Annotated in this window: 23 protein-coding genes and 1 tRNA gene; 15 read left to right on the forward strand and 9 right to left on the reverse strand. The window is 70.8% G+C overall.

Going from position 1 to position 20,927, the window contains the following annotated elements; all coding sequences use genetic code 11:
* Nucleotides 1–4 precede the first annotated feature (4 nt).
* The gene (locus tag ACTJJP_RS08970; RefSeq protein WP_440774660.1) at nt 5–865 is read left to right on the forward strand and encodes a sulfurtransferase; all 861 of its coding nucleotides are present in this window, start codon (nt 5–7) and stop codon (nt 863–865) included.
* On the opposite strand, the gene ACTJJP_RS08975 is transcribed toward ACTJJP_RS08970, so the two are convergent.
* Both ACTJJP_RS08975 and ACTJJP_RS08980 read right to left on the reverse strand, forming a co-directional pair.
* A complete protein-coding gene (locus tag ACTJJP_RS08975; protein ID WP_440774661.1) occupies nt 862–2,184 on the reverse strand; it encodes a flavin monoamine oxidase family protein in 1,323 nt (440 codons plus the stop codon). The genes ACTJJP_RS08970 and ACTJJP_RS08975 overlap by 4 nt on opposite strands.
* Before the next feature lie 140 nt (nt 2,185–2,324).
* The gene (locus tag ACTJJP_RS08980; RefSeq protein WP_440774662.1) at nt 2,325–3,143 is read right to left on the reverse strand and encodes a Cof-type HAD-IIB family hydrolase; all 819 of its coding nucleotides are present in this window, start codon (nt 3,141–3,143) and stop codon (nt 2,325–2,327) included.
* Nucleotides 3,144–3,266: 123 nt separating this feature from the next.
* On the opposite strand from ACTJJP_RS08980, the gene ACTJJP_RS08985 reads away from it, so the two are divergent.
* The 4 genes from ACTJJP_RS08985 to ACTJJP_RS09000 all read left to right on the forward strand — a co-directional run bounded on the left by ACTJJP_RS08985 (nt 3,267) and on the right by ACTJJP_RS09000 (nt 6,403).
* Nucleotides 3,267–3,857, forward strand: coding sequence for a class I SAM-dependent methyltransferase (locus tag ACTJJP_RS08985; RefSeq protein ID WP_440774663.1), 591 nt, complete (start codon nt 3,267–3,269; stop codon nt 3,855–3,857).
* Nucleotides 3,854–4,744: a PIG-L family deacetylase gene (locus ACTJJP_RS08990; protein WP_440774664.1), complete on the forward strand. Its 891-nt coding sequence runs from the start codon at nt 3,854–3,856 to the stop codon at nt 4,742–4,744. Before ACTJJP_RS08985 ends, ACTJJP_RS08990 begins: the two co-directional genes overlap by 4 nt.
* 326 nt (nt 4,745–5,070) lie before the next feature.
* Nucleotides 5,071–5,688 carry a histidine phosphatase family protein gene (locus ACTJJP_RS08995; protein ID WP_440774665.1) on the forward strand — a complete coding sequence of 206 codons (618 nt, stop codon included), beginning with the start codon at nt 5,071–5,073 and terminating at the stop codon, nt 5,686–5,688.
* Nucleotides 5,689–5,971: 283 nt separating this feature from the next.
* The gene (locus ACTJJP_RS09000) at nt 5,972–6,403 is read left to right on the forward strand and encodes a MarR family winged helix-turn-helix transcriptional regulator (RefSeq protein ID WP_440774666.1); all 432 of its coding nucleotides are present in this window, start codon (nt 5,972–5,974) and stop codon (nt 6,401–6,403) included.
* A gap of 199 nt (nt 6,404–6,602) precedes the next feature.
* Here ACTJJP_RS09000 and ACTJJP_RS09005 read toward each other — a convergent pair whose 3' ends face one another.
* A complete protein-coding gene (locus ACTJJP_RS09005; protein WP_440774667.1) occupies nt 6,603–8,099 on the reverse strand; it encodes an L-serine ammonia-lyase, iron-sulfur-dependent, subunit alpha in 1,497 nt (498 codons plus the stop codon).
* A gap of 146 nt (nt 8,100–8,245) precedes the next feature.
* Between ACTJJP_RS09005 and ACTJJP_RS09010 the strand changes: the two genes are divergently transcribed.
* Nucleotides 8,246–8,318 (forward strand) — tRNA-Arg (locus ACTJJP_RS09010).
* 158 nt (nt 8,319–8,476) lie between these two features.
* Here ACTJJP_RS09010 and ACTJJP_RS09015 read toward each other — a convergent pair.
* Together ACTJJP_RS09015 and ACTJJP_RS09020 are read right to left on the reverse strand one after the other, a co-directional pair.
* Nucleotides 8,477–8,689, reverse strand: coding sequence for a hypothetical protein (locus tag ACTJJP_RS09015; protein ID WP_243223733.1), 213 nt, complete (start codon nt 8,687–8,689; stop codon nt 8,477–8,479).
* A gap of 53 nt (nt 8,690–8,742) precedes the next feature.
* Entirely contained in the window at nt 8,743–9,384 is a 642-nt protein-coding gene (locus ACTJJP_RS09020) for an asparagine synthase (RefSeq protein ID WP_440774668.1), read from the reverse strand.
* A 171-nt stretch (nt 9,385–9,555) separates the two neighbouring features.
* Here ACTJJP_RS09020 and ACTJJP_RS09025 point away from each other — a divergent pair, with 171 nt between their 5' ends.
* From ACTJJP_RS09025 to ACTJJP_RS09045, 5 genes are all read left to right on the forward strand, one after another.
* Nucleotides 9,556–10,365, forward strand: a complete 810-nt coding sequence (locus ACTJJP_RS09025) for an enoyl-CoA hydratase/isomerase family protein (RefSeq protein ID WP_440774669.1) — start codon at nt 9,556–9,558, stop codon at nt 10,363–10,365.
* 223 nt (nt 10,366–10,588) lie between these two features.
* A complete protein-coding gene (locus tag ACTJJP_RS09030; RefSeq protein WP_440774670.1) occupies nt 10,589–10,999 on the forward strand; it encodes a DUF4383 domain-containing protein in 411 nt (136 codons plus the stop codon).
* 2 nt (nt 11,000–11,001) lie between these two features.
* Nucleotides 11,002–11,529: a hypothetical protein gene (locus ACTJJP_RS09035; RefSeq protein ID WP_440774671.1), complete on the forward strand. Its 528-nt coding sequence runs from the start codon at nt 11,002–11,004 to the stop codon at nt 11,527–11,529.
* A 165-nt stretch (nt 11,530–11,694) separates the two neighbouring features.
* Entirely contained in the window at nt 11,695–12,528 is an 834-nt protein-coding gene (locus ACTJJP_RS09040; RefSeq protein WP_440774715.1) for an oxygenase MpaB family protein, read from the forward strand.
* Nucleotides 12,525–13,112, forward strand: coding sequence for a DUF1992 domain-containing protein (locus ACTJJP_RS09045; RefSeq protein ID WP_440774672.1), 588 nt, complete (start codon nt 12,525–12,527; stop codon nt 13,110–13,112). The genes ACTJJP_RS09040 and ACTJJP_RS09045 overlap by 4 nt, the downstream gene beginning before the upstream one ends.
* A 114-nt stretch (nt 13,113–13,226) precedes the next feature.
* Here the strand turns inward: ACTJJP_RS09045 and ACTJJP_RS09050 are convergent, their stop codons facing one another.
* Nucleotides 13,227–14,057: an HpcH/HpaI aldolase/citrate lyase family protein gene (locus ACTJJP_RS09050; RefSeq protein WP_440774673.1), complete on the reverse strand. Its 831-nt coding sequence runs from the start codon at nt 14,055–14,057 to the stop codon at nt 13,227–13,229.
* Nucleotides 14,054–15,505, reverse strand: a complete 1,452-nt coding sequence (locus ACTJJP_RS09055) for a cation:dicarboxylate symporter family transporter (protein ID WP_440774674.1) — start codon at nt 15,503–15,505, stop codon at nt 14,054–14,056. Before ACTJJP_RS09055 ends, ACTJJP_RS09050 begins: the two co-directional genes overlap by 4 nt.
* Nucleotides 15,506–15,659: 154 nt before the next feature.
* Here ACTJJP_RS09055 and ACTJJP_RS09060 point away from each other — a divergent pair, with 154 nt between their 5' ends.
* On the forward strand, nt 15,660–17,285 hold the full coding sequence (locus tag ACTJJP_RS09060; protein ID WP_440774675.1) for an ATP-binding protein: 1,626 nt from the start codon (nt 15,660–15,662) through the stop codon (nt 17,283–17,285).
* A complete protein-coding gene (locus tag ACTJJP_RS09065; RefSeq protein WP_440774676.1) occupies nt 17,282–17,965 on the forward strand; it encodes a response regulator in 684 nt (227 codons plus the stop codon). Before ACTJJP_RS09060 ends, ACTJJP_RS09065 begins: the two co-directional genes overlap by 4 nt.
* Nucleotides 17,966–18,058: 93 nt before the next feature.
* Here the strand turns inward: ACTJJP_RS09065 and ACTJJP_RS09070 are convergent, their stop codons facing one another.
* Nucleotides 18,059–18,397: a hypothetical protein gene (locus ACTJJP_RS09070; RefSeq protein ID WP_440774677.1), complete on the reverse strand. Its 339-nt coding sequence runs from the start codon at nt 18,395–18,397 to the stop codon at nt 18,059–18,061.
* Between the two features lie 46 nt (nt 18,398–18,443).
* Here ACTJJP_RS09070 and ACTJJP_RS09075 point away from each other — a divergent pair, with 46 nt between their 5' ends.
* Nucleotides 18,444–18,755: a GIY-YIG nuclease family protein gene (locus ACTJJP_RS09075; protein WP_440774678.1), complete on the forward strand. Its 312-nt coding sequence runs from the start codon at nt 18,444–18,446 to the stop codon at nt 18,753–18,755.
* Between the two features lie 360 nt (nt 18,756–19,115).
* On the opposite strand, the gene ald is transcribed toward ACTJJP_RS09075, so the two are convergent.
* Nucleotides 19,116–20,201, reverse strand: a complete 1,086-nt coding sequence (gene ald, locus ACTJJP_RS09080) for an alanine dehydrogenase (protein ID WP_440774679.1) — start codon at nt 20,199–20,201, stop codon at nt 19,116–19,118.
* Nucleotides 20,202–20,356: 155 nt separating this feature from the next.
* Between ald and ACTJJP_RS09085 the strand changes: the two genes are divergently transcribed.
* A complete protein-coding gene (locus ACTJJP_RS09085; protein WP_440774680.1) occupies nt 20,357–20,830 on the forward strand; it encodes an Lrp/AsnC family transcriptional regulator in 474 nt (157 codons plus the stop codon).
* Nucleotides 20,831–20,927 lie beyond the last annotated feature (97 nt).

The raw sequence follows: 20,927 nt of genomic DNA on the forward strand, positions 1-20,927 counted from the left end.
GAAGATGACCTCGATCCTGACCACCGCCCCGGAACTGCACGCCGCCCTCGCCGGGGGGTCGTACCCCGACGGCGGGTCCGTGCGGGTGCTCGATGTCCGTTGGCGGCTCGAACGGCCCGACGGACTCCCCGAGTACCGCGAGGGACACATCCCCGGCGCTCAGTACGTCGACCTCGACCACGACCTCGCAGCCCACGGCGACCCGACCGACGGGCGGCATCCGATCCCGCCGATCGAGACGCTGCAGGCCGCGGCACGGCGTTGGGGAATCGACGCCGGTGACACGGTCGTCGTCTACGACGACTTGAAGAACATGTCGAGCGCACGGGCCTGGTGGCTGCTGCGCCACGCCGGCGTCGACGATGTGCGACTGCTCGACGGATCGCTGCGGGCATGGACCGATGCCGGCTTCGACCTGGAGGACGGGGATGCAGAGACACCCGCGCCGGGCTCGGTCTCGTTGACGTACGGGGCGTTGCCGGTGCTCGACCTCGACGCCGTGGGCCGCTTCGCCGACGAGGATCTGCTCCTCGACGCCCGCGCGGGAGAGCGCTACCGGGGCGAGGTCGAACCGATCGACCCGCGCGCGGGACACGTACCGGGCGCCGTCAGCGCGCCGACGAGCGAGAACGTCGACGCCGACGGAAGATTCCGCTCGCCCGACGAGCTGCGATCGCGATTCCGGATGCTGGGAGCCGAGGACGGCGTGTCGGTCGGCGTCTACTGCGGTTCCGGCGTCACGGCCGCGCACCAGGCGGTGGCACTCTCCCTCGCGGGATACGAACCGCGCGTGTTCCCCGGGTCGTGGAGCCAGTGGTCGAACCATCCGGAGCTGCCCGTGGCCACGGGGCCCGACCCCCGCTAGGCCCAGAGGTCGCTGACCGGGACCGCCCTCCCCAGGACGTTCTGTGCGGCACGGTGGCCCGAGAGCATCGCGCCCGGCACGGTCGCGGGATCGTCGCCCCACGTCGCCTCCCCGGCCAGATGCAGCACGCCTCCCACCGGCTCCGCGAGATCATCGTGGTCGGCGCCGACCGAGCCCGGCAGCATGTACGCGTACGACCCGCGCGAGAACGGGTCGTCCTGCCAGCGGGTCACGACAGCGCTGGTGGGCTCGGGTACCGCGTCGCCGTAGAGCCGTCGCAGCTGCGCCAGAGTGGATGCCACGATCTCGTCGTCGCCCCAGGTGCGCGTGGCCTGCGCCGCGGGTCCGGCGGCGAAGGTCAGCAGCGCGGGTTCGTCGTGCAGGCGCCCGAGGTCGTACCAGGAGTGCCACCACTGCCCTTCGTCGCCGAGCTGGCGGATGCCGTAGACCCCGGCGTCCCAGAACCGTTCGGCGAATCGCAGCACGACCTTCTCGAACGCGTTCATCCGCAGCAGGCCGAGCGCGCGGCGGTGTCGTTCGGGCAGCGCGGGCTCGATGACGACGTCACCGGCGTCCAGGACGCCGACGGGAACGGTCACGACGGCGTCGGCGGCGGCGAAGGTTCCGCGATCGGTGTCGACCGCCACACCCGTCGACGACCACCGCACCCGAGACGCCACGTGCGCGAGGCGCAGGTCGAGCCCCTCGGCAAGGTGCTGCGCGAGTTCGTCGTACCCCCGCGGAAAGACCACCTCGTCGCCGTTCACGGTGTCATCGTCGAGGCCGTGGGCCCCGAGTCCCGCCATCCCGACGCCGTACTGCTCCTGCGCGCGCCGGTCGTTGTACTCGCGCACGCGCTCCTTCCGCTCCGCGTCCCAATCCTGCATCCCCAGGGCCGTCGCAACGACATCGGCGTACGTCGCCTCGGCCGGGGCGACGGCGATGACATCGACCAGCGTCGCGTTCAGCGCACGCACGTCGTCGGCGTACTGCCGCACGGCGGGGGTGTCGAGCCGCCGGCCGGAGGCGTCGAAATAGGCCAGCGGACGACTGTCGGGCTGATAGCCGCCGACCGTGAACTCCACCATCGGCATCCCGAAGGCCCGCGCCGCCGCAGCGACCGGGCTGTCGGTGATGCCGTGGATCCACGAGGCTCCGCGGTCGGTGACGTGTCCGTCGGTACGGTCGGTGAAGACGCGGCCGCCCACACGCCCGCGTGCCTCCAGGACGACGACGCGGCGTCCCGCTCGGGCGAGCAGCCGGGCCGCGGAGAGGCCCGCCACTCCCGCGCCCACGACGATGGTGTCGACCGTCTCCATGTGTCCTCCGGGCTCTCGGTTCCCGCGACGGTACTGCGGCCGCGGGGGTGGCGGCATCCGCCGCTCCGGACAATCGTCGGCCCGCGGGTGGCCGTCGCGTACAGCCTCAGCCGACGCCTATCGGCGGCGCGGTCCTCGGCTCACGCCTCGGGGAAGAGCTCCGAGAGGGTGGTGGGGACGCCGTGGTCGATGTTGGAGGGGGCACGGTGACGTGCGCGGGCGACGACCTCCGGGTGGGCGTTGGCCATGGCGAACGACCAGTCGGCGGCATCCATCATCTCGAGATCGTTGAGGTAGTCGCCGAACGCCGCCGTCTGCGCGGGGGTGACCGCGAGGGCCGCCTGCAATCGGCGGAGGGCCGCGCCTTTGTCGACGCCGGGGTTCATGATGTCGACCCAGTGCGGCGACGAGACCACCACGCGATGCGTCGCCGCGATGTCGTCGAGCGCGCGCCCCACGCTGTGCGCCGCCTCGGCGAAGTCGTAGACGGCGATCTTGAGGACGTCGTCGTCGACGGCGAGCACGTCGTCGACCTCTTCGAGCGCGGCGTAGTAGGTGGACGCCCGGGCCCGGAACGCGTCGTCCGTGCGCTCGATGTAGGCGGATCGCTTGCCGCACACGACGACACCGAGGTCGTACCCTGCGGCCGCGAGCGACCGCAGCCTCCCGACAGCACGTTCGACGACCTCGGTGTCGAGCGCGTCGGACGCCACCTCGACGCCGGCGCGCACGACGTACGCCCCGTTCTCGGCGATGAAGGTCATGGCATCCGCCGCCGCACCGAACGTGGCACGCAGGGTCGCGAGCTGTCTTCCGGATGCCGGGACGAAGGCGACTCCGCGATCCGCGAGTCGCGGCAGGAGAGCCCACAGCGGTGCGGGGACGTTCCCGTCGCCGTCGAGGAGCGTACCGTCCATGTCGACGGCGACCAGGCGGATGTCGTGGGTCACGGCATCCATCCTTCCAGGCGCGGAGAAGCGGTGCGAAAACCTCCCAACCCCTGGGAGGTCCCCGGGACTCGCACGGGTGCATGCAATCATGAGGAGGACGATCGCCCGATCGCGCCGACCAATGGAGAGCGGATGCCCCCCATCTGGAGACGACTCGTTCCCCGCAGTGTGCGTCTGCGTAGCCGGCTGCGGCTGAAGGACGGCCGCTGGCGCCTCGCGACGCCCGACCGCGTGCTGCTCGAAGACGTCATCGTGCCCGGGTTCCTCGGCAAGGACGACATCCGGCGGATGCTCGACGTCGGGGTCGCCTGGTACACGCGCACGTATCCCCGGCTCTACCGGGGCATCGAGTACCACACGATCGACGTCGACCCCGCGATGCAGCGGATCGCGGGACGCCACCACCACACCCTCTCGATGACCGATCTCGCCACGGTCTACCCCGCCGACACCTTCGATCTGGTCGTGTGCAACGGCGTCTTCGGGTGGGGACTCGACACCGCCGACGAGGTCGCGCGCGGCCTCGAGGCGTGCGCGAACGTGCTCCGGCCAGGCGGGTGGCTCGTGGTGGGCTGGAACGACATGGACGGGCGGCGCATCCCCGACCTCGACGCGCTCGCGGCCGTCCGCTTCGATCGCGCGGTACTCCCCGCGACGGGCGCCGACCACGTCGTGACCTCGACCCCCTACGCCCACCGATACGACTTCTTCACCCGCCGGTGAACGCGCAGACGCCGATGATCGCGGGAATCTGGGCGCACTACGACGACGATCTGCTGTTCGCCGTCCCGACGATCGACGAGGCGATCCTCGCCGGTCACGGTGTTCGCCAGCTCTTCCTGACCGCTTCCGATGCTGGCAGCGGCATGTCGCCGTACGTCGACGGGCGCGAGACGGGCATCCGCGCCGCCTACGACGTCATGCGCGGGTCGGCGACGGCCTGGTCGGATCGACGGGACGTGCTGTCGAACGGCGTCACCGTCACGACGACCTCCCCCGACGACGACCCCCGAATCTCGCTGTCGTTCCTGCGCCTGCCCGACGGCGGGCTCACCGGGGGCGGCTGGTATGCGACCGGTTACCGGACGATCACCAAGCTCCTCGGTGGGAACGCGTCCTCGCTGACGACGCTCGACACCGGGCAGGACCTCACCACCGCGCGACTGATCACCACCGTCGCCGCGTTCATCGCCGACGCGGGAGCGACGGCGGTCATCACGACCCTGCCCGACTTCGCGGCGGCGGGCGAGGGCGACCACCCCGATCACGGTGGCGCGGGCCGACTCGTGGCCGCAGCGGTCGATGCGGGACTTCTCGACGGCGCGATCGTCCGCTACGCCGTCGGATACCCGGGCCGCACGTGGCCGGCGAACCTCGACGACGAGACGGTCGACCGCAAACTCTCGGTCTTCGCCGCCTACGGCGCGCATGACGAGGTCGTCCGGCGCGCTCCGGACGCGTACCTCGCGATGCCCGGCCTCGGCGACTGGCTGCGGCGCGAACATCTCATCGACGACCGCGACGTCGCGCGGACCTCGCGCGCCTCGACCGCCGCGCCCGGTGACGGCGAAGCGGCGCCGAGCCGCGTGAGGGTACCCCGCGACGCCTGAGACGGCGACGGTCGTGCGGCCCCCGAGGGCGGCAGACGTCACGAGCCCCCGCAGCCGAAGCGGTGCGGTCGCCCCCCTCGCGCAGGCGGGTCCTGTGGCGCGTCGGCTGCGACGGAGGAAGAAACCTATGAATAACGAAAAGATCACGGCCATCTCTTCCGCTCCGTTACCTCACCGTTATAGAGTGCATTCACGGTAGTTGTTTTGCTGTGGCAGCTACCGACATGTGATTGCAGGACACTCTGGTGCAGGACCGGGCCGGTCGGGATCCCCGACCGGCCCGTCTTCGTCTGTACGACGCCGCCTCCCGGCGCGAGGATGGACACGTGAAGGACGCAGAGCTCACCGAACCCGACGGCCGCATCGTGCTCGTGCGGCACGGCGAGACGGAATGGAGCCGCAGCGGGCGGCACACCGGCCTCACCGACATCCCGCTGACCGAGACGGGCGCCTACAAGGCCGAGCTCGCCGGAACCCTGCTCGCGATGCGACGCTACGACCTCGTGCTCACGAGCCCGCTGCGTCGCGCCGTGGAGACCGCCGCTCGCGCCGGCTACCCGGACGCACGGCCGGAGCCGCGCCTGGTGGAGTGGGACTACGGCGCCTACGAGGGCCTGACGACGCCCGAGATCGTCGAACGACTCGGCCACCCGTGGACGGTGTGGGACGGAACGCCACCGGGCGAGACACCCGGCGAGTCCATCGGGGAGGTCACGGCCCGGGCCGAGTCCCTGCTCGGCGAGCTGCGGCCCCGGGCGAGGGCCGGCGAGCAGGTCCTGCTGTTCTCGCACGGGCACTTCCTCCGCGCGCTCGCCGGCACCTGGATCGGCCTCACCGCCGCCGGCGGCCGCTCCTTCGTGTTGGGCACCTCCGCGGTGAGCGAGCTGGGCTTCGAGCACGGTACCGAGGTCATCACGCAGTGGAACCACGTGCGCGGGCGGTGACGATCCGGCTCGGTCGAGCCCCGGCGAAAACCGGTCACGAAAATGTAACGACACCCTCTTCCCTTCCGTTATCCCACCGTTATAGAGTGCTCGAACGGTAGTTGTTTTGCTGTGGCAGCTACCGACATGTGATTGCAGGACACTCTTGGTGCAGGGACAAGGGCCGGTCGGAAGCCTCTCCGACCGGCCCTTACTCTTTCCCCTCGCGCCCGCCCCTCCCTCACCCGACGCGCGGGCCGAAACGCCGGACCGGAATGGGCACCGTCGCCTCTACGCTGAAGAGATGACCGATCGACGCCTCGCCGTACAGGCCTGGGAGAGCCTCTTCCGCGCGCAGCATGAGGTGTTCGAAGACATCCGCGGCGACTTCGACAGCACCGACCTGACGCAGGCCGAGTACGACGTGCTGCTCACCGTCACACGGGCCCCGCACATGACGGCGAGACTGCGCGACGTCACCGGCAATATGCTCATCAGCCAACCGAGCGTCTCGCGCCTGGTCGAGCGGATGGTGACGCGCGGACTGCTGACCAAGTGCGCCGACCCGGACGACGGTCGCGGGTCGCTCGTCTCCGCCACCGAGAGCGGCGCGGTGGTGTTCCGTCGACTGGCCGCCGCGCACGGCCGTTCGATCGCCGAGCGCATGGCCCGCCTCGACAACGACGAGCTCGCGCAGCTGCACGCTCTCACCGCGAAACTCCGCGACGGAGCCTGAGGGTTCACCGGGGCCGGCCGGCCCGGCCCTCGCCCGCTTGCCACATCGCTCTGCACGCTCGCCGCGTCCCCTGGCTCGGCCCGCCCCGCAGCCCCGCCCGCCGAGACCGCATACGTTCGCCGAGACAGCATCCCGTGGCACGCGAACGCATACGTTCTCGTTGATCGGATGCGGTTTCGCGAGCGACGCCGCCCGCCCCTCAGCACTCGATGACGTTGACCGCGAGGCCGCCCTCGCTGGTCTCCTTGTACTTCGTCGACATGTCGATGCCCGTCTGCCGCATCGTCTCGACGACCGCGTCGAGCGAGACGTAGTGACTGCCGTCGCCGCGCAGGGCGAGGCGCGCGGCGGTCACGGCCGTGGAGGCTGCGATGGCGTTGCGCTCGATGCACGGGATCTGCACGAGCCCCCCGACCGGGTCGCACGTGAGGCCCAGGTGATGCTCCATCGCGATCTCGGCCGCGTTCTCGATCTGCCGGTTCGTGCCGCCCATGACAGCGGTCAGGCCTCCCGCGGCCATCGCGCACGCCGAGCCGACCTCGGCCTGGCATCCGCCCTCCGCTCCCGAGATCGACGCGTTGGCCTTGAAGAGCGAGCCCAGCGCCGTCGCCGTCAACAGGAACCGGCGGATGCCGCGTCGACGGTTCGCCTCGGCGACGTCGCCGTCATCCCATCCCGACACCTCGGTGCGCGTGACCGCGTGTCCGTCGAAGCCGAGCAGGGCGCTGCCGACGAGCTCGCCGTGCGGCGTCACGGCGTTGCCGATGCCGAGGCCGGAGTCGGCGAGGAAGCGCCACCAGTACATGGCCACGGCCGGCAGGATCCCCGCCGCTCCGTTCGTCGGAGCGGTCACGACGCGCCCACCCGCCGCGTTCTCTTCGTTGACGGCGAGGGCGAAGGCGCCGAGCCACTCCCCCGGCAGCTCGCGGTGCCCCTCGGCCTCGATGGCGTCGAGCTGACCGCGGATGACGGCGGCCCGGCGCTTGACCCTCAGGATGCCCGGGAGCACGCCGTCGTTCCGCAGGCCCGCGTTGACGCAGGCCGCCATGGCGTCCCAGATGCGGTCGAGGCCGGCAGCGATCTCTTCGTCGGAGCGGAGTGCCTCTTCGTTGAGCCGCGCCGCCTCGGCGATCGTGATGCCGCGCTCGTCGCACAACGCGATGAGGGTGGCGGCGTCGTCGAAGGCGAGCGGCATCGGCGCCGCCGACACGCGCGCCGGCTCGCCGTCGCGGCGGATGAAGCCCCCGCCGATCGAGTAGTACGTGTCGTCGGCGATCGCCGCGCCGTCAGCGTCGCGGGCGACCAGGGTCATCGCGTTGGGGTGACCGGGTAGGCGCGTGCGGGGCTCTAGCGAGATGTCGGCCTTCGCGAACGGGATCTCGTGCGTACCGGCCAGCACGAGGGGGCGCCCGTCGGGCCAGTCCGACCACGCCCGTCGCACGGCATCCGGATCGACCGTCTCGGGGTCGAGGCCCTGCAACCCCGCGACGACAGCGTCGGGGGTGCCATGACCGATACCGGTCGCGCCGAGCGAGCCGTAGAGCACGCAGGACACGGATGCCACCCGCTCGAGGGCGTCGTCGCCCCGCAGCCGGCTGACGAAATCGACGGCGGCCCTCATGGGGCCGACGGTGTGGGAGCTCGAGGGTCCGATCCCGATGGAGAACAGCTCGAACGCGGAGGTGTATGCGCTCATCCCGCCAGCGTACGTCGCCCTCCCGACACCTGCCGGTCACCTCCCCGCCACGCCCGGGATGCGCGACGTTCGGGGCCGATTAGACGTCCCACACGGTCCCGGCTATGCTTGACCACGGCCTGCGCGCCGTATCGCGCGGAGGTCCTGCGCCCGTAGCTCAATGGATAGAGCATCTGACTACGGATCAGAAGGTTAGGGGTTCGAGTCCCTTCGGGCGCACACTGTGTTGAGACAGTGACAAGCCCCGGCCGTGAGGAAACTCCGGCCGGGGCTTTTTTCGTTCCCGGCGCCCGCACTCCGAGAGCGTGAGGCGCCAAGAATCGTCGCCTCGAGAGCTGTTTGAGCGACAATTCTTGGCACGTCACGCGGGAGGCGGCTCAGCCCGAGGCGGACGCCTCGCCGCGATGCGCGGCATCCATCTCCTCCGAGTGCAGGTGCAGGATCGCCAGAGACTCGCGGAGCGAGCCGAGCGGCGCCTCGATGTCGTCGTAGTGGTGCACGAAGCCGTTGGCATCCCGCGCGCTCACCGAGACCAGCGCATAACCGGGACGCGGCACCCGCGCCTTCCGACCGAACCGTCGCTCCGCCATGGCATCCACCTTCCGTCGCGGCCGAGATTACCGCGGCCGGAGCGCGAGGCCGGTCAGCGCGCGGCCGACTTCTTCTTCTTGCCGGTCTTGCCGCCGCCGGTGGTGGCCGGAGGCGTCGCCTCCGACGCCGCCTCGTCTGCGACGGCCCTGTCTTTCGCCCGCCGTTTCGCCTGCGAGGCGAGTCGGGCGAGGTCGACCATGCGCAGGGCATCCATACGGGCCTTGCGCATCTGGGCGTATTCGGGATCGGCGTCCGCGGTCATGCCCTCGACATCGAGTCGCTGACTCAGGTTCGCCTCGACGTCGCCCCAGGCCGCGATCCTCGCGTCGGCGACCAGACCGGCGACACGCCCCGGATCGGCCGCGAAGGCGCGGAGTTCTTTCGCGACCCCCCGTGACTGCTTGGCCCGCCGGCGCAGATTGCGGGTGTCGCGGTCGCGATAGTCGTGTGTGCCCGAGGAGTCGGAGAACCGCCCCCACGCGCGTTTGCGCTGATGCGTCACCCGCTCGGCGGCCTGGTCCTGCTCATCGGCCAGCGCACTGAGGATCGCGCGGGCGAACTCGGCGAAGACGTCGCCGTCGAACTGGCCGCCCCGGGCGATCGTCTCGACCAGGATGCGATTGCGCACGGCGAGCCTCGCCGCGGCCGTCGCGATCGACAGTCCCTCGGCGATGGCCTCTTTCGTGCGCCCCACGGCACCTCCCCTCCCAGGCTATCGTCCGCGGGGGGCGCCGCACTCAGCCTCCCGAGCGCCCGGCGACGGGGCGTCGGGCAATCCGCTGCCCCGCGAGCTCCGAAGATCACGTAGCGGCGATGCGGACGGCACCAGCCGCCGGTGGGGGCGCACCGACGACTGGTTGAGATCATGGAAGAACCCGTACGACTGCACATTTCCGACGGCGTGGCACGGGTGACCCTGAACCGCCCCGATGACGGGAACGCCGTCAGCCTCGAACTCGCGCGGGCCCTGCGTCGCGTCGTGGAACGCGTCGTCGAGATCGCGCCGCGGGTCGTGGTGCTCACGGGCGAGGGGGGCACCTTCTGCTCCGGTGGCGATGTCGTCGAGATGGCCGCGGCCGATGACCTGGGCGGCTTCGTGTACGAACTCGCGACGACCTTCCACGGCGCTCTCGCGAGACTTTCCGACATCGACGCGGTCATCATCGCGGCGGTGGACGGTGTCGCGGCGGGCGGCGGGCTCGGACTGGCGCTGTGCGCGGACGTGGTCCTCGCCTCCGAACGCGCCCTCTTCCTCACCGCGTACGAGGCCATCGGGCTGAGCCCCGACAGTGGTGCGTCCTACCTGCTGCCCCGGGTCATCGGCGCTTCGCGTGCGCGCGCCATGAGCGCGGTCGGTCTTCGACTGGATGCCGCGTCTGCCCACGACATCGGTCTTGTCCACGCCGTCCTGCCGACGGCCGAGCTCGACGATGCCGTATGGGCGATGGCCACCCGGCTCGCCGCGCGTCCGCAGACGCACATGGCCGCATCGCGCGCACTGTTCCGCGGCGCCGATCCGAGAGAGTTCCGCCGTCATCTCGACGCGGAGGCGCGGGCCATCAGTGTCGCGGCGGCATCGCCCGACGCCGTGCGCCTCATCCGTGAGCACGCCGTCCGCGCCGAGCGCAGCGCCGCTGCCCTCCGGCGTCGTGCTGAGCGGGCCCGAGCGGCATAGGCGAGAGTCGCGCGTAGCGCAATCCCCTCGGACCCCCGAGGTCGACCTCGTACTTTCGGATGCGTTGCGGAGGGCCTCGGAGAGTACTCGGGGGCCTTCTGTCGTTTCACGGGTCCTGCCGGAACATCGATGTCGTCCGCGAAGGCAATCCGATGCACGGTCTTCCTCCGAACAGGTGGTGAGGCGGCCGTACGGTCGCCGCCAACAACCTGGGAGGTTCATCATGAGCTCGTCACCCAACCGCATCGTGGCCACCGTCTTCGGCGCTGTCTACCTGCTCGTCGGTCTGCTCGGCTTCGCCGTCACCGGCGGCGTCGGTTTCATCGCCACCGAGGGCAACCTGCTGCTCGGCATCTTCGCGGTCAACCCGCTGCACAACATCGCTCACCTCCTGATCGGTGGCGCTCTGCTGGTCGCCGGCCTCGCGAACGCGCGTGCCGCGAAGGGCGTCAACACCACCGTCGGCGCCGTCTACCTGCTGCTCGGCATCGTCGGCTTCTTCCTCGTCGGCACCGCCGCCAACATCCTCGCGCTGAACACCGCCGACCACTTCCTGCACCTCGCCAGCGCGGTCGTGCTGCTGGGTGTCGGTCTCGGCACCGAGCGCAGCATCCCGCGCACCGCGGCGGTCTGAGCATGAACGCCGCGACCTTCGTGCGGTCGTGGCCCTCCGTATCCGCGTGGGGGGCCGGACTCATCGTCGCCGCCCTCGGCGCGGGCGCGATCGTCCGCTCCGATTCCGGGGCCCCCGCAACGGGCCTCGGGATCGGGATGGTAGTCCTGGGCCTCGCCTCCCTCGCGTGGGGAGCCGCGGCCCTGTCCACCGGGCGCCTCGTCGTGCCGCGGATGACGCTCGCGGGCGCACTGATCGCGCTCCTGGCCACCACCGCACTTATGTTCATCGCCCCGGCCCACACCAGCATCATCGCCGCGGCCGCGGCATCCGTCCTCCTCGTCGTCGTGGGCGCGACGGTGGCCGTGCACCTGCGCCGCCGTCGGAGCACCTCTTCGCCGAGAACGGCACAGCCGATGAGCGTGACGGGCCTGCTCGTGGCCGCCGCGGTGATCGCGGTGCTCGTCACCCCCGCCCTCGGCGCGACGCAGGATGCCGTGCTGCTGCGCGACGACGGCACCGTCCCGGTCGTCACTCATGAGGGGCACTGACCCCTCGACCCGGTGGTCGTCACGGCGGCGAAGCATCCCGGAGCCCGTGTGCGCGAACGGTGGCACGCTGGAAGGGTGACCGACGCCACCTCTTCCCCCGTGCCCGGCTGGATCACGTCGCTGCGCGGCAAGATCCTCGTGGCCCTGGCCGGTGATCCCACCGGAATGGCGCCGTACGTGCGGGCGATCGCCGACGGCGACGACACCGGGTACTTCGTCGAGAACGGTCCCGCCTGGACGGTGCACGCCGGAATGGGCACGCTCGTGGCCGGCATCCGGGCCCTCCTCCTCCAGGCTCTTCACCCGGGCGCCCTCGCCGGAGTGCACGACTGGTCCCGCTACCGCGAAGACCCGATCGGCCGTCTCACCGGCACGGTGCGCTGGGTGATCACGCTCACGTATGGATCGAAGACGCAGGCGGATGCCGAGACCCGCCGTGTCGGACGCTTCCACCAGCGCGTCAAAGGCGAGTACCGCGCGGGCGACGGCGCCGAACGCACGTACACGGCGGAGGCGACCGACCTCGTCCGCTGGGTGCACCTCGCGTTCACCGACGCCTTCCTCGCCGGCCACGAGGTGTCGAAGAAGCCCATCCCCGGCGGACCCGACGCTTACGTCGCGGACTGGGCGACGGCCGGACGGTTGATGCGCGTCGTCGACCCTCCCCTCACCCGGGACGCGCTGCGCAGCGAGATCGATGGCTTCTCCGAGCGCGGCGAGTTGCGCGGCGGAGATCGCGTCGACGAGGTCGTGCGGTTCTTGCGCAAGCCGCCGTTCCCCGGCGTCATGGGGGTGGCCTACCGCGTGCTGTTCGCGGCGGCGGTGGCGACCATCCCCCGCCGCTACCGCAAGATGCTGGGCGTGCGGCGGTGGCCGCTGCCGGTGCTGACGCTGACGCGCGTGATCCTGCGCATCACCGAACGCGCCCTGGGGTCGGGACCGCGCGCACAGGACATGGCGTACAAGCGTCTGCGGAGGCTCGAGCGGGAGGCGGCGTGAGCGAGGATCCGCGCCAGGCGGCTGAACGGTACCGCCTCGATCGTCGACTCCGGGAGGCGGGTCTCGCCCCGTCGACCGACGAGCGCCCGGCGGCCGAGGAGGCGCGCGACGCGGCGTCGGGGCCGGCGCGAGGATCGACGTCGGCCGAACGCGCGGCCTACGTCGAGACCGCGATCCAGCAGGCCATGCGTCGGGGCGAATTCGACGACCTGCCCGGCGCGGGAAAGCCCCTGCCCGACCTCGGGGGCGGGCACGACCCGGATTGGTGGATCCGCCGCAAGATCGAGAGGGAGAAGCTCACCGGCCTCGGGCCACCGGCCCTCACCCTGCGTGTCGAGCACGCCGAGATGGCGGAACGACTCGATGCCATCGCGCGCGAGCCCGACGTGCGCGAAGCCGTCGAGGACTTCAACCGTCGGGTGATCGAGGCACGGCGGCAGCTGCTCGGCGGACCGCCGGTGGTGACGCCCACCGTCGACGTGGAGGCCGAAGTGGCCGCGTGGGCGGCTCGACGACGTGCACGCGAGGCGGCCGCGACCGTGGAGAGTCCCGCGCGCAGGCGGCGGTGGTTCGGGCGGCGCTGACGCACGATCCCTTCGACAGGCTCAGGGACCTTCGACAGGCTCAGGGACCTTCGACAGGCTCAGGGACCTTCGCTCGAAGGGGCCGCGTCCGTCGAAGCCACCGGGCGTCCCGGCTCAGAGCGCGGCCAGAGCCTCCGCGCGCTCCACCAGGGCTCGAGCCCGAGCGAGGGTCGGAGCGTACGAACCGTCGACGGGGCCGTCCGGGGTCGCCGACAGCAGTGACCTCGCGGCGTCCACCTCGGCGGGCGACGGCGTGAAGCCCGCGTGCGCGCCCGCGATGGCGGCATCCTGAAGCGCCAGCGTGCCGGTGAAGCCCATGTCGACCGCGTGCAGCGCGGCATCCCGAGCCTGCTCGATCGGACCGCAGGGGCCGTCGATGGGCCCCGCGATCCCCGCCGCAGCGGAGGCCACCACGAGCTGCGCCCGCGGCCACGACAGCGCGATGCGATCAGCCGCCATGCCCGTGTCGCGCCGGAAGTCCCCCGTCCCGAACGCGAGACGGCGTGTGGCGGGGTGCGCGGCGATCGCCGGAGCCGCCAGGAGCGCCGCGGCCGACTCGACCATCGCCACGATCGGCGCACCCGGGAGAAGGGATGCCGCGACGTGGGCGACGTCGTCGGGGCCGGCGCACATCGCCAGCACGACGCCGGCCAGGCGACCCTCGAGATCCCGGCACAGGGCCAGGTCGTCGTCGCCGTCGCGCGTGCCGGCGGCGCTGATCCGCAGCCAGACGGGGGCATCGGCGGCGGCACGATACGCCCGCTCCCGCCCCTCGGCCTTACGGCCCGAGGGGAGACCGTCTTCGAGGTCGAGAACGAGGACGTCGGCCGCGGTGTCGAGGCCGCCCGCGAGAGGCGAGCGCAGCATCCACGTGCGGGCGAGGTCCGCACGCGCGGGGGCGGGGGCGGCCGAAGCCGCCCCCGCCGGGGTGTGCGCGATGGTCACGAACGGCTCCGAGCCGCCGCCTCCGCCTCCGCTTTGGCGCGGAAGGTGTTCAGCGTGTCGGTGTCGACCCGGGCGGGACCCACGCCCACCTCTGCCGAAGCGATCTTCTTGGCGTCCGCCGAGGTGTTGACCGAACCGTGGTCGTCACCGGTCAGCAGGCTCTCGTCGAAGGGGATGTTGCCCGCGAGGACCTCGCGGACGCGCTGGCCGTCGTACTGCTTCGTCCAGGCGCCGATGAGCATGGTGGCCACGGCGTTGCCCGTGAAGTTGGTGACGGCGCGGGCCTCGGACATGAAGCGGTCGATTCCGACGATGACGCCGACGCCGTTGACCAGGTCGGGGCGGTAGGCCGAGAGACCACCCGCGAGCGTCGCGAGTCCCGCACCGGTGACCCCTGCCGCACCCTTCGAGGCGATGATCATGAAGACCATGAGGCCGATCTGCTCGGGGATCGACATCGGGGCGCCCATGGCCGAAGCGATGAACAGCGACGCCATGGTCAGGTAGATCGCGGTGCCGTCGAGGTTGAAGGAGTAACCGGTCGGGACGGTGATGCCCACGACGGGCTTGGAGACACCCAGGTGCTCCATCTTCGCGATCAGGCGGGGAAGAGCGGCCTCGGACGACGAGGTGCCGACGATGAGCAGGTACTCGCGGCCCAGGTACTTCATCAGCGTGAAGATGTTGACGCGGGTCACGGCGTAGAGCAGGCCGCCCAGGACGCCGACGATGAAGACGAAGCACGTCAGGTAGAACGCACCCATCAGGATGCCGAGGCTGATGACGGCCGCGAAGCCGGTCTTGCCGACGACGGCCGCGATGGCGCCGAACGCACCCAGCGGGGCGAGCCAGAGGATCATGCCGAGGATGCGGAAGACCAGAACCTGGAAGTTGCGGATCGCGTCGACCATCTTGGCGCCGCGGTCGCCCATGCGCTGCAGGGCGAAGCCGACGAGCAGGGCGATGAAGAGCACCTGGAGGATGCTGCCGCCGGTGAACGCCGAGAAGAAGGTCGTCGGAATGATGCCGAGAATGAATTCCTGCGTGGTGGTGGGCTCGGCCGCCGCCTCGTAGGTGGCGCCGGCGATGTTCAGGCCCTCACCGGGGTGGATGATGTTGCCGACGATGAGGCCGATGATCAGCGCGAACGACGACATGATCAGGAAGTAGATCATCGCCAGGCCGCCGATCTTGCCGACCGTGGAGGCCTTGGCGATCGATCCGATGCCGACGACGATCGTGCAGAAGATCACCGGGGCGATCATCATCTTGATGAGGCTGACGAAGCCCTTGCCGATCGGTTCGAGCGTCGTGGCGAACGCGGGGGCCACGAGGCCCACGATGATGCCGCCGACGACGGCGATGATCACCGAGATGTACAGCCAGTGATTCGGGTCGATCTTCTTGCGAGGCCGACCGTCGCGAGTGGTGCGGAGTGAAAGAGCCATCAGCGCCTATCCCCTCTTCCTAACGTCATTGTTAATTTCCGGCGGAGCGCCGGGTGGGTGAGATGTCTTTTGTCTCCGGCGGGGCCGCCGGTGGATGTCATGACTGTGGTCCACGGCGAGCCCCCCGACGATTTGTGGTCGTATTGTTCACGGCATGGACGCGAAAGGGCGAGGGATGCGACTGAGCGTGGGCGGGCGACTGGCCCTCGTGTCGCTCGGCGTCGTCGTCCTCGTCGCCGGCGTGCTCGCCGCGCTCCTGTCTGTGCAGTTGAGCGACTCCGGGCAGCGCGAAGCCGAGCAGGTGACGCGCTCGGTTGCCGAGACGTTCGCGCACGAGGCGGAGATCGCCGCTCTCGTCGTCGCCCGCGACTCCGACCGCCTGCAGCCGATGGTGGAGCAGATCCTCCCCGACGCCGACCTCTCGTTCGTCACGATCATGACCCCCGACGGCATCCGTCTCACCCACCGGAACCGCTCCGAGATCGGCCTGGAGTACCAGGGTTCACGGGCCGAGGCCCTCGCGGGCGAGAGCTTCACTGAGGTCTACGTGGGAACGCTCGGACCGTCGGTGCGCACCATCGTGCCCATCCGCGAGGGGGGTGACGAGCAGGGACCCATCGTGGGCCTCGTCGCCGTGGGCGTGACGCTCGGTGCCGTGCAGCAGGACCTCGCCGCCCGTGTTCCGCTGATCGTGGCGGCATCCGCGGCCATCGTCGGCTTCGGTGTCCTGGGGGCGCTGTTCGTGCGCCGCAGTGCGCGTCGCGTGACCGGTTCGTACACGCCCCGAGAACTGTCGCGCCTCGTCGAGAGTTACGAGACGGTGCTCCACTCTCTGCGCGAGGGACTCGTGGTCAGCGACCGCGACGGACGCATCGTGCTCTACAACGACGAGGCCGCCGACCTCCTGGGCCTGCCGCCGGCCATCACCGGCCAGGTCTCGCTCGACCCGCACGACGTCGACATGGACGCCGATCTCGCGGACGCCATCGCCGGGGGCCGCCGCATGGTCGAGGAGACCGTCGTCAACGGAGAGCGCGTGCTGCTGGTCAACCAGGAGGAGGCGCGCGATCTCGCGGGCCGGCGCGCGCCCGAGCGCGGACGCGTGATGACCCTGCGCGACCGCTCCGAGCTGCAAGCCCTGCTGGGCGAGCTGGAGGGCGTGCGCACGCTCAGCGACACCCTGCGCTCCCAGACGCACGAGCACGGCAACCGCCTGCACGCGTTGCTGGCGCTTCTCGAGCTCGGACGCATCGACGAGGCGCGGCGGTTGATCGTGGCATCCACGGAGGACCGGCAGGAACTCGCCGACCGCCTCGTCTCGGACGACGACGACGCCGTCGTGGTCGCCCTGCTGCTCGGCAAGCTCGACGAGGCCGCCGAGCGGGGCGTGCGTCTCGACCTCGACGTCGCCGAGCCGGCCCCCCGCGTTCCGCTGGCGGCGCCGGAAGCGGTGACGGTGGTCGGCAACCTCGTCGACAACGCCTTGGATGCCGCGTCCGCGGGCGCCGAACCGCGCTGGGTGCGCGTGTCCCTCACCGCCCGCGAGGGCGACGCGGTGCTCGAGGTCGCCGACAGCGGCGCAGGCTTCGATCCGTCTCTGCGCGACCCGTTCGCCTACGGCGCCTCGACCAAGCCCGCGCACGCACCGGGCGGCCGCGGTGTGGGCCTCGCCCTCGTGCGCGACATCGTCGCCGCGCGCGGGGGGACGCTGCAGGTGGCGGCCGAACCGACGACGGTGCGGGTGTTCCTGCCCGTCATGACCGAGCAGGTGCCGGCATGATCCGCGTGCTGGTCGTCGACGACGACGCTCTCGCGCTCGAGCTCCATTCGGCGTATGTCGCGCGGGTCCCCGGCTTCGAGGTCGTCGGACAGGCGTCGGGTGCCCGCGCGGCGCTGACCGCGCTGGCCGACCCCGAACGCCGGATCGACCTGGTGCTGCTGGACATGACCATGCCCGACGGCACCGGTCTCGACGTCGCACGGCGCGTACGGGCGATGGGCTCGCGCGTCGACATCATCGCCGTCACAGCGGTGCGGGATGCCGCGACCGTGCGCGCCGCGGTCTCGATCGGCGTCGTGCAGTACCTGATCAAACCGTTCGCGTTCGGGGCGTTCCGCGAACGTCTGGAGGCCTACCGCGCCTACGTCGAGGGCCTGGACCGTGCCGCGGGCGAGGCGACGCAGTCCGAGGTGGATGCGCTGCTCGGGTCTCTCCGCACGGTCGCGCCGCCGGCCATGCCGAAGGGACTGAGCGACGAGACGCTGCAGTCCGTGGCCGAACACGTGCGCACGGCATCCGGGGCCGTCTCCTCGACCGAGGTCGGTGAGAGCGAGGGGATGTCGCGGGTCACCGCCCGGCGCTACCTGGAGCATCTCGCCGACGTCGGGCGCGTGCGCCGCGAACCGCGGTACGGCGGTCAGGGCCGCCCCGAGATCACGTACGCCTGGGTGCGGGGCTGACGGCGTCGGCCCACCGTTCTGCCCGCGCGAGGCTCCAAGAGCCCACCCAGCTCCAGAGCCCGTCGAACCTTCGGAGACCGCCGAGGTTCTGAGTTAGCCGAGGCTCCTGAGTTTGCCGAGGCTCCTGAGTTTGCCGAGGCTCCTGAGCTCGCCGAGGCTCCTGAGACCGCCGAGGCTCCTGAGACCGCCGAGGCTCCTGAGACCGCCGAGGCTCCTGAGACCGCCGAGGTTCCTCAGCTTTCCGAGGTACCTGAGCTTGCCGAGGTTCCTCAGCTTTCCGAGGTACCTGAGCTTGCCGAGGTTCCTGAGCTTGCCGAGGTACCTGAGCTTGTCGAAGGAACCGGGACTTCCGGAAAAACGATCGCCCCCGCCCATTCGACCGCCCGACGAAGCCCTGAGCTCGTCGCCGGAATGGTCACCGCACCCGCTCATCCACAGCCGCGAACAGCGACCGACATGCCAAGGGCACAATCTCGGGATGGCCTGGACATACATCCTCGAGTGCCGAGGCGGCGCGTACTACGTCGGAAGCACCGGTCGTGAGCTCGAGAGTCGCGTCTGGGAGCACAACCACGACGATGACCTCGCAGCATCCTTCACGCGGAAACGCCGGCCCGTGCGGGTGGTCTACGCGGAGTGGTTCGACACCGTAGACCTCGCCTTCGAGCGAGAGAAGCAGCTTCAAGGGTGGCGTCGAGAGAAGAAGCTGGCGCTCATCGCCGAACGCAGCGGGGATCTCCCGCGGCTGTCGCGAAACAGTTCAGCGGGCTCTCGCCTTCCCGATTCGTGACGCTGGAGGGTCTCGGAGGGACCGGGGGCTTCGACAAGCTCAGCCACCTACGACGCTGCAGGCTCACACGGAACGTAATTCGACGAACCCGCCGGAGGGACCGGGGGCTTCGACAGGCTCAGCCACCTACGACGCTGCAGGCTCACACAGAACGAAAATCCCCGGCCCGCCGAAGGGGACCGGGGGCTTCGACAGGCTCAGCCACCTACGACGCTGCAGGCTCACACGGAACGAAATTCGACGAACCCGCCGAAGGGACCGGGGGCTTCGACAAGCTCAGCCACCTACGCCACGGCACAAGACCGGAGGCTTCGACAAGCTCAGCCACCTACGCCGCGGGGAGGGAACGTTCGGTGGTCGTCAGAGGTCGAAGGCGGCGCGGACGCCCTCGTTCACCACGACGCCGGCGCGCACGTTCAGGCCCTTGGCGAGGGCGGGATCGGCGGATGCCGCGGCCTCCCACCCGGCGTCGGCGATGCGCGTGATGTAGGGAAGGGTCGCGTTCGACAGGGCGCGGGTCGAGGTGTGCGGCACCGCACCGGGCATGTTCGCGACGCAGTAGTAGAGCGCCTCGTGGACGCGGAACGTGGGCGCGTCGTGCGTCGTCGGACGCGAGCCCTCGAAGCAGCCGCCCTGATCGATCGCGATGTCGACGAGCACGGCGCCCGGCTTCATCGCGCGGACCATGTCGTCGGTGACGAGTTTGGGGGCTGCGGCCCCCGGGATCAGCACGGAACCGATCACGAGGTCGGCGTCGGCGAGCTGCTCGGCGATCTCGAGACGCGTCGAGGCACGCGTCTCGATCGCTCCCCCGAAGCGTTCCTCGAGCTGGCGGAGCTTGGGCAGCGAGATGTCGACGACCGTGACACGGGCGCCGAGCCCCAGGGCGTTGGCCGCGGCGTGCTCGCCCGCGACTCCCCCGCCGATCACGACGACCTTCGCCCGCGGGGTGCCGGGGACGCCGCCGGGGAGCAGGCCGCGCCCGCCCGAGGCGCGCAGCAGGTGGTGGGCACCCTCGATGATCGACAGGCGCCCGGCGACCTCGCTCATGGGCGCGAGAAGAGGAAGCGCGCGGTCGGTAGTCTGCACGGTCTCGTAGGCGACCGCGGTGGTGCCCGCTGCCATGAGGGCGTCGGTGAGCGGACGGTCGGCGGCGAGGTGCAAGTACGTGAAGAGCGTGAGGTCGCGGCGCAGGAAGCCGTACTCGGGCGCGATGGGCTCCTTGACCTTGACCAGCAGCTCGGCGCGGGCCCAGGTCTCATCGGCGGTGGCGACGATCTCCGCTCCGGCGGCACGGTACTGCTCGTCGCTGAACCCGCTGCCCTCGCCCGCCCCGGCCTGAACGAGCACCTCGTGACCGCGGTGGACGAGCGAATCCACCCCGGCCGGCGTCATCGCGACACGGTTCTCGTTGTTCTTGATCTCGGCCGGCACACTGACGCGCATGGGTTCCTCCTCGAGCGGATGAGCGTTGCCGAGAGAATCGCAGAAAGTCGTGTTTCCGTGGTGTTTCTCCGAAGATTCTTCGAACGTTATGACCCGTTCGGCGCTAGCGTCGGGAGAATGACCCCCTCGGCATTAGATCGAACGAAGGATCTACGATGATCGATGACGACCTGCATCCGCTCGACGCGCGCATCATCGAGCTGCTGTCCGCCGACGCCCGCACGACGAACGCCGCGCTGGCCGAGGCCCTGGGTGTCGCGGCATCCACCGCTCATGCCCGCGTGCGCTCCCTCGTCGACCGGGGTCTCATCGCCGGGTTCCACGCCGCCGTCGACCAGAGCCGTCTGGGGCGCGGATTGCAGGCGATCGTGGGGGTGACCCTGCGTCCGGGCCAGCGCCACGAGAGCATCCGCGCCTTCGCGCACGACGTGCGCCGGCATCCGGACGTCATCCAACTGTTCTTCCTCGGCGGGGCCGACGACTTCCTCGTGCACATCGCCGTCGACGACTCCTCGGCCGTGCGCCGCTTCGTCGTCGACCATCTCTCCGCGCGGCACAGCGTGGCCTCCACGCGCACGAGCATCATCTTCGAGTACCACCGCAACGCCGTCGCGGCGGACTTCGACTGAGGCGGGCGGGGCCATCACCCGGGCGGGGCGGCTCCGGTCGTCGGCGGCGCGGCGGGGCGGCTCCGGTCGTCGGCGGCGCGGCGGGGCGGCTCCGGTC

It is taken from the genome of Microbacterium sp. 22296, from assembly GCF_052045385.1.
Lineage (GTDB): Bacteria > Actinomycetota > Actinomycetes > Actinomycetales > Microbacteriaceae > Microbacterium.